The sequence below is a fragment of the Cognatishimia sp. WU-CL00825 genome (assembly GCF_040364665.1).
Lineage (GTDB): Bacteria > Pseudomonadota > Alphaproteobacteria > Rhodobacterales > Rhodobacteraceae > Cognatishimia.
Map to the genome: position 1 here is coordinate 706,269 of NZ_BAABWX010000001.1, position 15,410 is coordinate 721,678.

The 15,410-nt window shown below is 54.0% G+C and carries 16 protein-coding genes; 8 read left to right on the forward strand and 8 right to left on the reverse strand.

Going from position 1 to position 15,410, the window contains the following annotated elements; all coding sequences use genetic code 11:
* Window positions 1–83: 83 nt before the first annotated feature.
* On the reverse strand, window positions 84–962 hold the full coding sequence (locus ABXG94_RS03435) for a c-type cytochrome (protein ID WP_353532314.1): 879 nt from the start codon (window positions 960–962) through the stop codon (window positions 84–86).
* A gap of 15 nt (window positions 963–977) precedes the next feature.
* Window positions 978–1,448 (reverse strand): c-type cytochrome, encoded by a 471-nt coding sequence (locus ABXG94_RS03440; protein ID WP_353532315.1) that lies wholly within the window; start codon window positions 1,446–1,448, stop codon window positions 978–980.
* An 89-nt stretch (window positions 1,449–1,537) separates the two neighbouring features.
* On the opposite strand from ABXG94_RS03440, the gene ABXG94_RS03445 reads away from it, so the two are divergent.
* Entirely contained in the window at window positions 1,538–2,404 is an 867-nt protein-coding gene (locus ABXG94_RS03445) for a LysR family transcriptional regulator (RefSeq protein ID WP_353532317.1), read from the forward strand.
* 180 nt (window positions 2,405–2,584) lie between these two features.
* On the opposite strand, the gene hpt is transcribed toward ABXG94_RS03445, so the two are convergent.
* On the reverse strand, window positions 2,585–3,124 hold the full coding sequence (gene hpt / locus ABXG94_RS03450) for a hypoxanthine phosphoribosyltransferase (protein ID WP_353532319.1): 540 nt from the start codon (window positions 3,122–3,124) through the stop codon (window positions 2,585–2,587).
* Window positions 3,125–3,212: 88 nt separating this feature from the next.
* Here hpt and ABXG94_RS03455 point away from each other — a divergent pair, with 88 nt between their 5' ends.
* On the forward strand, window positions 3,213–3,659 hold the full coding sequence (locus ABXG94_RS03455) for a type II toxin-antitoxin system RatA family toxin (protein ID WP_353532320.1): 447 nt from the start codon (window positions 3,213–3,215) through the stop codon (window positions 3,657–3,659).
* On the opposite strand, the gene ABXG94_RS03460 is transcribed toward ABXG94_RS03455, so the two are convergent.
* Complete coding sequence (locus ABXG94_RS03460) at window positions 3,656–4,024, reverse strand: MerR family DNA-binding transcriptional regulator (RefSeq protein ID WP_353532321.1); 369 nt, start codon at window positions 4,022–4,024, stop codon at window positions 3,656–3,658. The genes ABXG94_RS03455 and ABXG94_RS03460 overlap by 4 nt on opposite strands.
* Window positions 4,025–4,092: 68 nt before the next feature.
* On the opposite strand from ABXG94_RS03460, the gene ABXG94_RS03465 reads away from it, so the two are divergent.
* Complete coding sequence (locus tag ABXG94_RS03465; protein ID WP_353532322.1) at window positions 4,093–4,509, forward strand: hypothetical protein; 417 nt, start codon at window positions 4,093–4,095, stop codon at window positions 4,507–4,509.
* A 58-nt stretch (window positions 4,510–4,567) separates the two neighbouring features.
* Here ABXG94_RS03465 and ABXG94_RS03470 read toward each other — a convergent pair whose 3' ends face one another.
* From ABXG94_RS03470 to ABXG94_RS03485, 4 genes are all read right to left on the reverse strand, one after another.
* The gene (locus tag ABXG94_RS03470; RefSeq protein ID WP_353532323.1) at window positions 4,568–5,749 is read right to left on the reverse strand and encodes an ammonium transporter; all 1,182 of its coding nucleotides are present in this window, start codon (window positions 5,747–5,749) and stop codon (window positions 4,568–4,570) included.
* Window positions 5,750–5,912: 163 nt separating this feature from the next.
* A complete protein-coding gene (locus tag ABXG94_RS03475) occupies window positions 5,913–6,380 on the reverse strand; it encodes a CinA family protein (RefSeq protein WP_353532324.1) in 468 nt (155 codons plus the stop codon).
* Window positions 6,377–6,877: a phosphatidylglycerophosphatase A family protein gene (locus ABXG94_RS03480; RefSeq protein ID WP_353532325.1), complete on the reverse strand. Its 501-nt coding sequence runs from the start codon at window positions 6,875–6,877 to the stop codon at window positions 6,377–6,379. Before ABXG94_RS03480 ends, ABXG94_RS03475 begins: the two co-directional genes overlap by 4 nt.
* On the reverse strand, window positions 6,874–8,025 hold the full coding sequence (locus tag ABXG94_RS03485; protein WP_353532326.1) for a bifunctional 2-C-methyl-D-erythritol 4-phosphate cytidylyltransferase/2-C-methyl-D-erythritol 2,4-cyclodiphosphate synthase: 1,152 nt from the start codon (window positions 8,023–8,025) through the stop codon (window positions 6,874–6,876). The genes ABXG94_RS03480 and ABXG94_RS03485 overlap by 4 nt, the downstream gene beginning before the upstream one ends.
* A 158-nt stretch (window positions 8,026–8,183) precedes the next feature.
* Between ABXG94_RS03485 and dusB the strand changes: the two genes are divergently transcribed.
* The 5 genes from dusB (at window position 8,184) to ntrX (ending at window position 15,408) form a co-directional block, all read left to right on the forward strand.
* Complete coding sequence (dusB, locus tag ABXG94_RS03490) at window positions 8,184–9,182, forward strand: tRNA dihydrouridine synthase DusB (RefSeq protein ID WP_353532327.1); 999 nt, start codon at window positions 8,184–8,186, stop codon at window positions 9,180–9,182.
* Entirely contained in the window at window positions 9,179–10,270 is a 1,092-nt protein-coding gene (locus ABXG94_RS03495; protein ID WP_353532328.1) for a two-component system sensor histidine kinase NtrB, read from the forward strand. Before dusB ends, ABXG94_RS03495 begins: the two co-directional genes overlap by 4 nt.
* A 2-nt stretch (window positions 10,271–10,272) precedes the next feature.
* Window positions 10,273–11,640, forward strand: a complete 1,368-nt coding sequence (locus ABXG94_RS03500; protein ID WP_353532329.1) for a response regulator — start codon at window positions 10,273–10,275, stop codon at window positions 11,638–11,640.
* Between the two features lie 100 nt (window positions 11,641–11,740).
* The gene (locus ABXG94_RS03505) at window positions 11,741–14,002 is read left to right on the forward strand and encodes a sensor histidine kinase NtrY-like (RefSeq protein ID WP_353532330.1); all 2,262 of its coding nucleotides are present in this window, start codon (window positions 11,741–11,743) and stop codon (window positions 14,000–14,002) included.
* Window positions 14,003–14,007: 5 nt separating this feature from the next.
* The gene (gene ntrX / locus ABXG94_RS03510; protein ID WP_353532331.1) at window positions 14,008–15,408 is read left to right on the forward strand and encodes a nitrogen assimilation response regulator NtrX; all 1,401 of its coding nucleotides are present in this window, start codon (window positions 14,008–14,010) and stop codon (window positions 15,406–15,408) included.
* Window positions 15,409–15,410 lie beyond the last annotated feature (2 nt).

The window sequence follows — 15,410 nt, forward strand, 5'->3', positions numbered from 1 at the left end:
TCCTGGATGCGCAGGAATTTGACGCATTCAGGGCTTTAACTGACGTGTTTAATGTAATGTTTTCAGATGGTTGCTTTTGGTATCTATGGTATCAGCTTAAGGTAGGCAGCAATGCTTTCACGGTCTGATGCAGACAATTGCCCCATGTTTTCCACAACATGTGTCATGGCACCGCCCGCGCTGTCAAACTCTGGTGTAAACCCAGTTTCAAGATAATAGGCGATATCGGATGGTGCCCAGTCAAGCTGGCCGCTGGCAATGGCAGGCACTTTGCCTTCTCCGGGAATGAAAGCCCCTTGCAACCAGTCACCGCGTTTCAACCCGCCCAGCGCGTTGCGAGGTGTGTGGCATTCGCCGCAATGGGCTAGTGCCTCGACCAAATAGCGCCCGCGCTCAATTTCCGGGCTTTCGGCATTTGTCAGAACCCAATCTGAATTGGCAAACAGCAGTTTCCAGCCGCCAAGGGTGCGCCGTATGTTAAAGGGAAAGCCAACATCATGTGGCAGACTCGGGCTGTAAGATATTGGGAGCGCATCCATGAAGGACTTTAGATCTGCCACGTCTTGGGGTCGCATCTTGGCATAGGCCGTATAGGGAAAAGCGGGGTAATAATGCGCGCCATCCGGTGAAACGCCTGCTTGAACGGCATTGGCAAATTCAAGCAAAGTCCAACCGCCGATCCCGTTTTGCGGATCAGGTGAAATATTGGGCGCGTTGAAGGTTCCGAAAGGGGATGGAAATTTTTGCCCACCTGACAGAATGGGGTGATCGCTGAAGTCGGTTTTAGGCGCTGCGTGGCAAGATGCGCAACCCGCAGCATGAAACACCTGGGTCCCATGGCTTGGGTCGCCCACCAAGTTTGCAAAGTCGTCGGGATCGACGCCAACTGGGCGTGTCAGATAGAAAAAGGCAGCAAGGCCCAAAATGCCAACGAAAATAAATAGGCGAAGTATGCGGGCCATGCTTGTTCCTTGGATTTATCTGCTTCGGTAGGCTTTGTGACATGCGCTACATGCGCCGCCAAGCGGGCCCATTGCTGCGCGCAACGCGTCCAAGTCTGTACCGGCTGCACCAGCCATGGCAACGGCAGCGGCGTTTAATGCGCCTGCTTTTGCGCCAACGTCAGGGAAATTGCTCCAGATTTCTGCTTTGGCGCGTGTGCCTTCAACACTAGAGCTGTCAGAACCCTGGGGCCACATTGTCATGGCATTGAGGCCTGAAACCACAGCGAGATTGTCTGCTGCGGCTTTTGCAGCTGCGGAATCATAGGCAACATCGCCTTTGGCCATGGCCCCTAAGACGCCAAGATTATGGGAATAAAGTTGCATTTGACCTTGGCGCGCCTTGATTGCCTCCATGATCGCTTTGTCAGCGTGGCTGTCCGCAACTGTCACCGACGCGCCTAGAACTATGGCGAGTGCGGAGGCTGTCAAAAGTTTGAAATTCATTAAATGTCTCCCTGTCTAACTATGCTGCCCATATTGCCTGTGCTAAATTAGATGTACATTAGCGAAAAGTGAAGAAATGTATTCGATTTATGCACAACGATAACTGGGATGACATACGATTTGTATTGGCGGTGGTTGAATCCGGCACGGTCAGCGGGGCCGCGCGCAGGCTTGGGGTGAACCATGCAACGGTTCTGCGCCGGATCGCTTCATTTGAAGAGCGGTATGGGGTTCGGATCTTTGATAAATCGGCGCAAGGGTATGAAATTATACCAGAATATGCGCGGATCACCGATGCATTACGGGGTGTTGAAGAGTCGATGCATTTCATGGAGGCCGCTTTGGCTGGGCAAAATAGCCAAGTACAGGGCGCGCTGCGACTGACGTCGACAGATTCATTATCTTCTATCGTTTTGCCAGAGGTTGTCGCCAATATTACGGCTGATTTCCCTGAGTTACGGTTGACCGTCATCAGTACAAATTCACATTTGGACCTTGGGCGCGCGCAGGTCGATCTGGCGATACGTCCGACAGATCAACTGCCTGAAACATATTCAGGCGATTTGGTGGGCTATTTGCCTTTTGCGATTTACGAAGCTGAGGGCGGCCAAGATGCATGGGTTGGGCTAACGGGGCAAATTGCGCGTGGCACAGTCGGGCAAGAGGTTACCGCGCATATTGCAGGGCAAAAAATTGCGGCAAAGGCGGATACATATCTTGTGGCGGCGCGATTGGCGCGCCAAGGGATTGGGCGCACGGCGTTGCCTTGTTTTGTCGGAGATGTGGAATCTGGATTGCGTCGCGTGGATATTGACTGTGCGCTTCCCAGCATACCTTTGTGGGTCGCTTGCCATACCGAGCTGCAAGATGCCCCGCGCGTGCGCAGGCTGCGTGCGAGAATGGTGGATGAGATGAAAACGGCCGCGATAAAAACCAAAGGTTTATTGCCAGCCTAGTTTAGGGGCGCGTGAACTTTGGGCGGGAGCTGTCAATTGTCAGGCTGTCAGGCCAGCCCACAAAATACTCAATTGCAAAGAGAGCAAAGCAAAGCAGCAAGACCAGCGCCACGAGTTTGCGGCGCCGCGCCGACGGAGGGCGACGCACCAGCATCGAGAGTCTAAGGAGATGACGCAGGTTCAATCGGTGAACCGAACTTTGCCAATATAGGGCAGGTTGCGATTGCGTTGGGCATAGTCGATGCCATAGCCGACAACAAATTCATCCGGGATTTCAAAGCCAACCCAGTCGGCCCGCACATCTGCTTCGCGCCGTGAAGGTTTATCAAGCAAAGCGATGGTTTTCATTTTGCGTGGAGCGCGAGATTCCAACAGGTGTTTGACGTGGTGTAATGTGTGGCCGGTGTCGACGATGTCTTCCACAACCAAGACATCGCGGTCATGAATTTCGCCACGTAAATCCTTTAGAATACGCACTTCGCGGCTGCTTTCGGTGCTGTTGCCATAAGAGGAGGCTTCGAGGAAATCGACCTCGACTGGCAGATCCAGCTCGCGCACAAGATCGGCGATAAAGACAAAAGAGCCGCGCAACAGGCCAACGACCACCAGCTTGTCGGTGTCGGCGTATTCATTACGAATTTCTGTACAAAGGTCTTCGATGCGGGCGGCAATGGATTTTGCCGAGATCATCTTATCGATCACATATGGTGGCTGTGTCATGCTGCCCTCTTGCTTTTTCGTTCGTACCATACGAAATGAGCCACCACTGTCCAACGCGAAAATCAGACAATAGGACGTTTACTGCTTTATGCCGACCCATTCGGAAACCCGGGCCCTGCCTTATAGCGCGCAACAGATGTATGATCTGGTTGCGGATGTGGCTGCTTATCCAAAGTTTCTGCCGTGGTGTGCCGCCGCACGCATCCGTTCGCGGGATCAGGACGGAGCTTCAGAGGTGATGCTGGCGGATCTGGTGATTTCGTTCAAAGTGTTCCGCGAGCGTTTTGGGTCGCGGGTGGTGTTGCACCCCGAAACCATGAGCATTGATACCGAATACCTAGATGGGCCGTTCAAGTTTTTGAAATCCACCTGGGACTTTAAAGACGCCGACGGCGGCTGTGAGGTCTCGTTCTTTGTGGATTTCGAATTCAAAAGTGCCATCTTGCAAGGCATCATTGGTGTGGTCTTTAACGAAGCAATGCACCGGATTGTTATGGCTTTTGAGAAACGTGCGGCAGAGCTTTATAACGCTTAAGCAATCTTAGTTTTTGGCGCCCTAAGCGGACAGGCCTGCTGCATCATGTCGGCCAGCAGCGCTCTGAGTTGGGTCAACTCTCTGATTTTGGCGTCAACCTCTGAGAGTTTATCCCCAAGAAGTTTGCTTGTTTCATCCTGGCTAAGACCCGATCCCGTGACGGCCTTGGCCAGCCCGTCCATTTCGCGCAGTTTGAACCCAAGTTTTTGACCGCTTTTGATCAACAAAACCAATTGCACCATCGAGGCGTCAAAATCGCGATAGCCGTTGTTTTGGCGGTCGGATTTGATCAAGCCACGTTTTTCGTACAGCCGTAGCGTGTCCGCGCTGACATTTGTTTTTTGGGCAAGTTCACCGATGCGCATATTTCTGTTGACCTTGGACTATGGTCCTAGGTTTATGACCTCCCCGAACCATTATGGAAAGGGTTAAAATGTTTTCTGAAACCGCTGCAAATAGGATCTATCGGCTGTCTGCCTGGTGGGATTTGATCGTGACCTGGCCGTTTGCGCTGCCATTTACTTTGGGAGTGCTTTGGAACTTTGGATTGACGCCGTTGCATGGCCTTACCAGCGACGGGGCATTGCCGCCACTTGATGTACATGCGGTGTTGTTTGGCAATTTTTTTGGATCAGTGGTGGTGATTTGGGCCTTGGTGCGGCTGAATTGGAATGACACGCGTTTGGGCTTATATGATGCCGCTGGTCGGGTGTTGTTTTCGGTTGCGATGATCAACGCCCTGATGTCTGATATTTCGCTAATAGTGTGGGTCTTTCTGGTGCCAGAGATCCTGTGGGCGATTGTGCAATTCTTGGCGTTGTATCCGCTGGTTAAGCAGCGATTGGCATAAGCGCAGCGCGAGAAAAGGCGGCCGATGGGCCGCCTTTGTTGATCATATGAGCTGTGGGTTACGAACTGATGTCGTAGGCGCGTTCGCCGTGTACCGTCAGATCCAGACCGTTGGTTTCGGTCTCTGCATCAACCCGCAATGGTGTGATCAGCGCGCAGACTTTGATCAGCACAAATGTCACCACCAATGTGAAAGCGCCTACTATGGCCAGGCCGCCCAATTGCGCAGCCCATGCGCCAGCACCAAACACCGCGATCATGATGGTGCCAAAGATACCGCCAACACCGTGTACCGCAAAGACATCCAGCGTGTCGTCGATCTTAAAGGTGTTGCGGATGACATTCACCGCCTCTTGGCACAGGACACCGGCAACTGCGCCGATAATCAGTGCTTCGACTGGGCCAACAAAACCAGAGGCTGGGGTGATCGAGGCAAGGCCTGCGATGGTCCCGGTGACCAGACCCACCAAAGAGGCCTTGCCGTATTTGATTTTTTCCCACAGAGCCCAGGTCAGCGAGGCCGTTGCCGCAGAGATATGAGTGACAGTTAGCGCCATGGCCGCGCCGCCGTCTGCCGCCAGCTGTGAGCCGCCGTTAAAGCCAAACCAGCCAACCCAAAGCATCGCCGCGCCAATCATCACCATCCAAGGAGCATGGGGCGGGGTGGTTCTGTTTTTGCGTGGGCCAAGCACAACCGCGATAAGCAGCGCTGCCAGACCGGCGGTTTCATGTACCACGATGCCACCGGCAAAGTCTCTGACGCCAGTGTCGCCGAAAATACCACCGTCAGCCAACATGCCGCCGCCCCAAATCCAGTGTACAACCGGAGCATAGCAAAGCAGCATCCAGAGAGAGGAGAATAGCAGAACAAAGCCAAAGCCAATGCGCTCCACATAGGCACCCACGATCAGTGCTGGTGTGATGATTGCAAAAGTCATCTGAAAGGCAAAGAACAGGATCTCGGGCAGGGTGCCAGATAGGCTGTCTGCGGTGATGCCCGCCAAGAAGAACTTGCCGGTGCCGCCCCAAAAGCCGCTGGTGCCTTCGCCAAAGGCGATAGAGTAGCCAAATACAAACCATAGCACGCTCATCAGGCAAGCAATCGCGTAGCAATGCATAAAGACGCTCAGCACGTTGCGTGCGCGTACGAGGCCGCCATAGAACAAAGCCAATCCTGGCAATGTCATAAATAGCACAAGTGCTGTGGCGACGATGATCCAGGCGGTGTCCGCTCCGTTCATGGTCTTTTCCTTTCCCTCATTTATCCGTTGAGGGGCGAAAAACCCTATGCGGGGTGCAAAACAAAGAGGCGCTTGGCAGGAACACGCTTATTTTATTGGCAAATTGCAGATTGATTAATGTTTAGGCGCTTGGTGGCGGTGTTTGCTTAAAAACTAACCGCAATTAGGATGCGTGTTTGAGCAGCAGTGAAAGAGCATGATTCTTAGCCGCATCGCGCACATTTGCGCGGCCAATTGCCCCAAATTCCACCGTTTCTGTGACGGTGGTTGTTTGCAAAGTGATGCCAAAACAGACGCGGCCTTCGGGTTTGAACTCTGATCCGCCGGGGCCTGCGATGCCAGTGACCGACACAGCTAGATCTGCGCCGCTGTGTTGGGCGGCGCCTTGGGCCATTTCGCGCGCAACCTGCTCGCTGACGGCCCCAAAGGCCTCAAGCGTCTGTTCAGACACGCCTAACATTTGTTGTTTGGCCAGGTTCGTATAGGTGACAAAGCCGCGTTCAAACACCGCGGAAGATCCGGCCACATCGGTAAGTGCTGCGGCCACAAGACCTCCGGTACAGCTTTCAGCGGTGGCAATGCGCAGACCCTTGGCCTTGGCAGCCTTAAGAACGTCAGCGGCCAAACTCATAGGATCACCACATGGTATAAAAAGGCCAAAATGGCGGTGCCAATGGCCGCATAAATGCCAGCGATCACGTCATCCAGCATCACCCCAAGCGCATCACCGCGACGGTCGGCCCAGCCAATCAAGTTGGGCTTGGTGATGTCAAACAGGCGAAACAGCGCAAAGCCTGCAATCCAACCGGGGTATAGTTTCAGGGGGTCAATGCCCATGCGCGAGGCTCCATAACTGGTCACCAAGAGGGCGATCCACTGACCAGCGACCTCATCAATCACTACCTCGCTAGGGTCATGGTCGTCTTGCCCTGCGGTGACCTGGGCTGTGGCCCACCAGCCCACAAAGAAAACCACAACGGTTGCAAGGGCAAGCAGGGTGACGCCGCCTAGATAATGGAGGGCAAGCGCCATCAGCACAGCAACAGCCGAGCCCCAAGTGCCCGGTGCAGGTTTCAGATAGCCGGTGCCACCAACCGTGGCGATCATATTTGCAAGTGTGCGGGTCATGGTTTCACCAATGTGGCTGTGGCAATGGAGGCGATGCCTTCTTCGCGACCGGTAAAACCGAGGCGCTCGCTTGTGGTGGCTTTGACAGAGATCTGGTCGGCGCGCAGCCCCATGATTTCGGCCATGCGGGCCATCATGGCGGCAGCATGCGGACCAATTTTGGGGCGTTCACAGATCAGCGTACAGTCAATATTGCTGATGGCATATCCTTTAGACGTTGCAAGATCGACGGCGTGTTTTAAAAAAATCGCACTATCAGCGCCTTTCCATTGCATATCGCTGGGCGGGAAGTGCCGCCCGATGTCACCTTCGGCTAAAGCGCCGTAAATGGCATCGGTGACTGCATGCATGCCCACATCCGCGTCAGAGTGGCCCTTGAGCCTTTTGTCATGTGGGATGTGAACGCCACAGAGGGTGACGTGATCCCCTTGTTCAAACGCATGCACGTCAAAGCCATTGCCTAGCCGAATATCCATAGGTCCTCTCAGGATTTTTTCTGCCCGTTTGAAATCTGCCGGGGTGGTGATTTTCAGATTGTTTTCATCGCCTTGCGTGATCTTGACTGTGATGCCGGCGGCGCGGGCGACCTCTACATCATCCGTCGCGCTGCCACGAAAGTCTTTGTGGGCGGATAGGATTTTTTTAAAATCAAAGCCCTGGGGGGTCTGGGCGCGAAACAGGCCATCGCGCGGATGGGTGTCGCTGACCGCGCCTTTATCACCGCGCCAAAGCGCGTCGGTGACGGGCAGTGCGGGGGCCGCGCCGTCGTGGCTGTTGAGTGCGCAGATCACGTCAGAGATACAGTCCTGCGAGACACTGGCGCGGGCGACATCGTGGATCAAGACCTTGGAAATACCTTGATCTTGCAGGGCTTCAAGCCCCTTGCGCACAGAAATATCGCGACTGGCCCCACCAAAGACGCAGGTGACTTTGGCATGATCAATTGTGCTATAATGGGCCGTGTCATCGGGGTGCACCACGAGTATAATTTGATCGATCTGGTCATGGTCGCAAAAGGCCGCAACGGTCCAGTCGGCCACCCGGCGTCCCGCCAAGGGACGCCATTGTTTAGGCAAGCCTTTTCCGGCCCGTGTTCCGCGCCCGGCGGCAACGATTACCGCAGCGGTTTTTTGTTCTGCACATGTCATGTCGCCTGTCTAAGACCTGCCATGGAAAGACGCAATCTACCCCTTGCGTGTGATTAAAAAATAGGCAAATGCGTAATTCTAGGACATTTTTTCGTGCGAAATCATTGCTGGCCCCTCTGTATGGGCCTATTTTAAGCACAACGACCAAGGAACTGACTGTGGCGATACGACTCGGAGACATTGCTTTAACCCCCCCGGTTTTTCTGGCCCCATTGGCTGGAATCACCGACTTGCCGTTTCGCGAGTTGGTCGCTGGGTTTGGGGCCGGGTTGGTCGTGTCAGAAATGATCGCCTCGCAGGATTTGGTGCATGCCAAACCCGGCGTGCGCGAAAAGGCAGAGCTTGGCTTTGGCGTGGCGGGAACGGCGGTGCAGATCGCTGGGTGCGAAGCCCATTGGATGGCCGAAGCCGCGCGTATGGCCGAGGCCAATGGCGCGCAGATCATCGACATCAACATGGGCTGTCCAGCAAAGAAAGTGACCAGCGCCAGCGGGGCCGGGGCCTCGGGGTCGGCATTGCTGCGGGACTTGGATCATGCGTTGCAATTGATCGAGGCAGTGGTGGCCGCCGTTGATGTGCCGGTGACATTGAAAACCCGCCTGGGTTGGGATGATCAGCTGCTCAATGCGCCTGACCTTGCCAAGCGTGCGGAATTGGCAGGCATTCAAATGGTGACCATACATGGGCGCACACGGTGTCAGTTTTACAAAGGCGCTGCTGATTGGTCCGCGATATCGGCGGTCAAAAATGCGGTGTCTATTCCGGTTATTGCCAATGGCGATATTGTTGATACCGCCAGTGCTAAGGCCGCATTACGACAGTCAGGGGCAGACGGTGTGATGATGGGGCGCGGCGTACAAGGTCAGCCTTGGCTGCCTGCCTTGGTGGCAGCAAATCTTTATGGAAGCAAAGCTCCAGTGATACCTGAAGGAAGTGAATTTATAAGCATGGTATCAAAGCATTACGAGGCAATGCTTATCTTTTATGGCAGGGCACTGGGGCAGAAAGTCGCGCGAAAACACTTGGGCTGGTATATGGATCACGCGGCAACTGATAAACCGCTGCGCCACCGGGTTCTGACTGCAAGAACCGCCGAAGAGGTCTTGGATTTATTGCCAGACGCTCTGGTGTATTCTGTGGAAAGGACAGCTGCATGATTTCCAATTCATCCCTGTGGACCTCCTTGCCGGTTCCAGCTTTGTTGGTGGACAGCGCCGATAAGATTGTGGACGTGAATGGTGTTGCCGAGATTTTTCTGAATGGGTCTGCCAAGTCCCTGCGCGGTACGCCGGTTTGGGATAGGCTGGCGGTTGACGCGCCGTTAGAAGAGGCGTTTTCACGGGCGCGCCGCCATGGCACGCCGTTGTTTGTGAATGATGTAGATGTCGGGACTGGGAATGCGCCACCCGTGCAGTGCAACGTGCAGATCGCACCGGTCATTGGGGCCGAGGATGGGGCCACGGGCGACATGATCTTTTTGATCTCGCCGCGCGAATTGGCCAGCCGGGCCACCAAAACAGACAATGTGAAAAGTGCGGCCAAATCGGCGATTGGCATGGCAGAGATGCTTGCACATGAAATCAAAAACCCATTGGCGGGCATCACCGGTGCTGCGCAATTGTTGTCGATGAATTTGCCTTCTGAAGATTTGGAACTAACGGACCTGATTGTTGAAGAAAGCCGGCGGATCGTGAAATTGCTGGAACAAGTCGAGCAGTTTGGAAACCTGCGTCCCCCGGCGCGCAACGCGGTGAATATTCATGATGTTCTGGATCGGGCGCGTCGTTCAGCCTTGCTGGGCTTTGGAGCCCATATGAATATCATCGAAGATTATGACCCATCGCTGCCCTATGCGCTTGGTGATTCTGACCAACTGTTGCAGGTTGTTTTGAACCTGCTGAAAAATGCCTCTGAAGCGGCCGGAAAAAGCGGTACCATTCGCATTCGGAGCTATTTTGAGCACAGTTTTAAGCTGCGTCGCAATGACGGATCCGGACTTGCTTTGCCGCTACAGGTTGAAATCATCGATGATGGCCCAGGTCTACCACAGGACATCAAGGGGGACATTTTTGATCCCTTTGTGTCGGGGCGTGAAAATGGCACCGGGCTTGGCCTGGCTCTGGTTAGTAAAATTATCTCAGATCATGGCGGCTGGATTTCGGTTGAATCTGTGCCTGGCCGCACCGTATTTCGTATTTCTTTGTCGCGTGCGCCCAAAGATATCATTCCCTCAGAGGAGACATAGCAATGGACGGCACCGTTCTTGTTGCAGATGACGATCGTACAATTCGCACCGTTTTGACTCAGGCTTTGACCCGGGCGGGCTGCAAAGTTCACGCCACAAGCTCTTTGACCACGCTGATGCGTTGGGTCGACGAGGGCAAAGGTGATGTGGTGATCACCGATGTGATGATGCCTGACGGCAATGGCTTGGAAATGCTGCCAAAAATCGCTGAAGACCGTCCCGGATTGCCGGTGATCGTCATTTCAGCGCAGAACACCATTATGACGGCAATTCAGGCGGCCGAGGCAGACGCTTATGACTATTTGCCAAAGCCTTTTGATCTGCCTGATCTTATGAAGCGGACTGGCAAGGCGCTCAGCGAAAAGCGTCGGTCATCGGCACCTGCGCAGGGTGCGGAAGATGCACGGCCTGAAGAGCTGCCATTGGTGGGACGCACTCCGGTGATGCAAGCGCTGTACCGGGTTGTCGCGCGCGTGATGAACACGGATTTGCCGGTTTTGATTTCGGGAGAATCAGGTACTGGTAAATCGCTGATTGCCAAAGAAATTCACGACTTTTCAGACCGTCGCAGCATGCCGTTTGTCACGGTGACCGGCGCTGATATTGCTGATTTGGAAGGGCCAGCGCGCGTCATGGCTCGTGCCAAGGCCGGCACGATCCTGTTTGATGAAGTTTCTGATCTGAGCGAGGAAATTCAGGCGCGTATCGTGCGTATGATTGACAATCCGGGCGACAACGCGCCGCGTTTTATGGCCACCAGCCAGAACGATCTGATGGATGCGGTGGAAAAAGGCACAGTGCGTCAGGATTTGTTTTATCGGTTAAACGGTGCGGCGTTGCATGTGCCAAGTTTGCGCGAACGTGTGGATGATATCCCGCTGCTGGTTGATCATTTCCTATCGCGGTCCGAACGGGATGGGGCACCGTTGCGCCTGTTTTCCGCCGAGGCGCGCGAGTTGTTTCGCGCTTACAGCTGGCCGGGCAATGTGCGTCAGCTGGAAAATGCCGTCAAACGCTTGGTTCTGACCTCGCGCAGTGAGGAAATCACCAGATCAGAAGCGGAATCTGTGCTGGGTAGCCAGCCCGAAGCTGTGCCTCTGTTGGGCGGCAGTGAAAGCGAAAAATTGTCTGGATCTGTTGAGCGACATTTGCGGCGCTATTTTGATTTGCATGGCAATATGTTGCCGCCGCCGGGGCTTTATGCGCGAATCCTACGTGAAATAGAGGCACCGCTGATCGAGATTGCATTGGATGCCACCGGCGGAAATCAGGCAAAATGCGCGGATTTATTGGGTATTAACCGAAATACTTTGCGTAAGAAGATCACTGATCTGGATATTCACGTGACACGCCGCCGCAAGTTGATGTAAAACTGCCACATAGCGTGGCGAATGGGACGCATGTTCTAGTTTGACCACTAAATATGGCGGTACGTCGCGTTTGCGACACAAAATCAATTGGGGGCTGCGGGTGACTACCCGGGCAAAAACAACACATTGGGTCCGCCTCAGGCGGTTGCAACGTCAAAGACGCTTGCAGAATTTTGCGACCTTCGGGTTGGTTGTGCTTGGGCCCATTCTGGCCCTCGCAACATTTCTGATTATGGGTCCGTTTGACCGCGGCGCAACGACAGTGTCTTTGCGGTCAATTCTGCTGGCGGATTTTGTCTATGTGTTGCTTGTAGCTGCTTTGGTGCTGCAGCGTGTGGCACGTATGATCGCCTCGCGCAGGGCCAAATCAGCAGGGTCCCGCCTGCACATGCGCTTGACCGGAGCCTTTGCGTTGATGGCTTTGGTGCCAGCCGTCACCGTGGCTATTTTTGCCGGATTAACCATCAATATTGGCCTAGAAGGCTGGTTTTCGGAACGGGTAAGCCGGGTGGTGGGCAGTTCTGTCTCGGCCGCGCGCGCCTATGAAGAAGAGCACGTGCGAGACTTGGAATCTGATGCCAAGGCCGTCGCAGATTTTATCGAGGCCAGCAAATTTGCCCGGCGCACGATTTTTGCCGCGGGTGATTTTCGTGAATTGCTGAGTCAAGCCCAGTCGCAAAGCCAACGTGGATTGCGCGAGGCCTTTATTGTGGATGGGGCCGGAGAATTACGCGCACGTGGCGACCGTTCCTATTTGTTTGACTTTGAGCAACCGGCCGAAGCGGATTTAAACACCGCGTTTGAATCCGGCATTGCCATCATGCGTGATCTTGAGCAGGGCGAATTGCGGGCCTTGGTGCGACTGGATGGCTTTGTAGATCGGTTTGTTTATGTCAGCCGCGACATCGATTCCCAAATATTTAGCCTGTTGGATGAAACTCAGGAAACCGCACAGCTTTATGCGCAGCTGGAAAACGAACGTGGGCGTGTGCTGTTTGAGTTTAGCCTTGTTTACATCGGTTTTGCAGTGATTTTGATATTGGCTGCGACCTGGATGGGGCTGTGGTTTGCTGAAAGGCTGTCGCGCCCGGTTGGCCGGTTGACAGGTGCAGCGCAACGGGTTGGGTCAGGTGATTTGGATTTGCAGGTCATCGAAGAAGATGGCGATGATGAAATTGCCATGTTGGGGCGGTATTTCAACCAGATGACGCGACAATTAAAGGGCCAACGCGAAACGCTGTTGGAAAATACCCGCCAAATCGAAGTGCGTCGCCGGTTGTTTGACTCGGTGCTAAGTTCGGTCACTTCAGGCGTTTTGGGGCTGGATGGCGACGGGCGTATTTCGTTTTTGAACCGCGCCGCAGAGCGTCTATTGGAAATGCCGGATGGCCGGCGCTTGGTGCCTTTAGCTGTAGCTGTCCCAGAATTTGGCGAGCTGTTTGATACGTTGATTGCAAGCGGCAACGAAGTTGTGCAGCAAGAAATCAAAGTGGTGCGCAACGGCAAATTGGAAAGCCTGTTGGTAACGATTTCCACCCGGCGCGCCGGAGACAACAATCTGGAAGGCTATGTTCTGGCCTTTGATGAAGTGACGGATCTGGTGGCGGCGCAACGCATGGCGGCCTGGGGCGATGTTGCCCGCCGGATTGCCCATGAGATCAAGAATCCATTGACGCCCATTCAGTTGTCTGCAGAGCGGATCAAACGCAAGTTTTCGCCGCGTGTTGGCGATGACAGTGAAAAGCTTGAGCAGATGACAGATGTTATTATACGCCAGACAAATGACTTGCGTCGTATTGTGGATGAATTCAGCAAATTTGCGCGTATGCCAGAACCAGAGCGGCGGGACGTCGAGATTCGCCAGATTTTGGCTGACGCGGTGCTTTTGCAAGAGTCTGGCCAGCCAAATGTTAAATTTGTCAGTGACTTAGGCGATGATCCTGTGATGGCGCATGCAGATAACACGATGTTGTCGCAGGCGCTGACCAACCTTATCAAGAATGCGGGCGAAGCTATTGAAAGCCTTGAGAAAAAGGGAAAAATAGATGGTCTGGTGCCTGAGATTCAGATTTCCCTGACACGAGAGGAAGAGCAATGTGTCATTCGCATTGCGGATAACGGTATTGGTTTGCCTGAAAACAGGGCTCAACTGTTTGAACCCTATGTCACGACACGTGACAAAGGCACCGGTTTGGGGTTGCCGATTGTAAAAAAGATTATCGAAGAACATGGGGGCAGCCTGGCTTTGCTCGATGCGCCTGTTTTTGACGGAAATGCCCATTATGGGGCAATGGCAGAGATCACTCTGCCGGTAACGAGTGTGGCGGATGCCAGTTCAGTTAATGAAAATGAGGCGGGGTGATGCAGATGGGCGATATATTAATCGTAGATGACGAGCGCGATATTCGAGAGCTGATCTCGGATATTTTGGAAGACGAAGGCTATACAACGCGGATAGCGGGCACCAGTGACGAGGCCATGCAACAGGTCACATCTGAACAACCCGCGCTGATGATTTTGGACATTTGGCTGAAAGACAGCCAGATGGATGGCATCGACATTCTGAAAGCTGTGAAACGCGATTACCCGGATGTGCCTGTTGTGATCATTTCCGGACATGGCAATATCGAAATTGCGGTGGCGGCTATCAAACAAGGCGCATATGATTTCATCGAAAAGCCCTTCAATATTGATCAATTGCTGGTGGTTATTCGCCGCGCGATGGAAACCAGCCGTCTGCGGCAGGAAAATCACGCGCTTAAGCGTCAGGATAGCAAAGCCACTGATATGATTGGCGAAAGTACTGCCTTTCGCACCTTGGTGTCGCAGCTTGATAAGGTGACAAAATCCAATGGCAGGGTGATGCTGCGCGGACCTGCGGGATCAGGCAAAGAGGTGGCGGCACGTTATATTCATGCCCATTCAAGCCGTGCCAGCGGGCCCTTTGTCACAGTGAATTGCGCCGGCGTTGAACCGGACCGGATGGAGGAGGTGCTGTTTGGCCGTGAAAGCGGTGAACGCGGTGTGGAACAAGGTTTGTTGGAACAGGCGAACGGTGGCGTCGTCTATTTTGACGAAGTGGCGGATATGCCGATTGGCACCCAGTCCAAAATTCTTCGAGTGTTGGTGGATCAAAGTTTTAGCCGTGTTGGCGGCAGCGACAATATTCGCGTTGATCTGCGGGTGATTTCCTCGACAAGTAAAGACCTTGAGGCAGAAATCGCCGCAGAGCGTTTTCGCCAAGAGCTATATCACCGGTTGAATGTTGTGCCAATTACAGTTCCGTCCTTGGCAGATCGACGCGAGGATATCCCTGAATTGGCCGCAGAATTCATCAAAGGATTCAATGAAAGTCAGGGCTTGCCAATGCGCGAGTTGACTGACGAGGCGATTGCGTTGATGCAAACCATGAGCTGGCCGGGAAATGTGCGCCAGCTTAAGAACCTGATTGAACGGGTGCTTATTTTGGGTGACGGCTCTGGTCCGATCGAGGCGCGCGAATTGCCGGGCGACGAAGCGCCGTCAGCGGAAGAGGGGCGCGTGGTTCTGTCCGGTGCCTTGGCGACATTGCCGCTGCGGGAAGCGCGCGAGGCCTTTGAACGGGAATATTTGCTGACACAGATTAATCGGTTTGGCGGCAATATCAGCCGCACGGCGTCCTTTGTGGGCATGGAGCGCTCAGCGCTGCATAGGAAGCTGAAATCATTGGGGGTTGTGACCTCTAATAAGGCGGGTAGTCGCGTCGCAAGTGTGGATGAACCTGGCTAAAA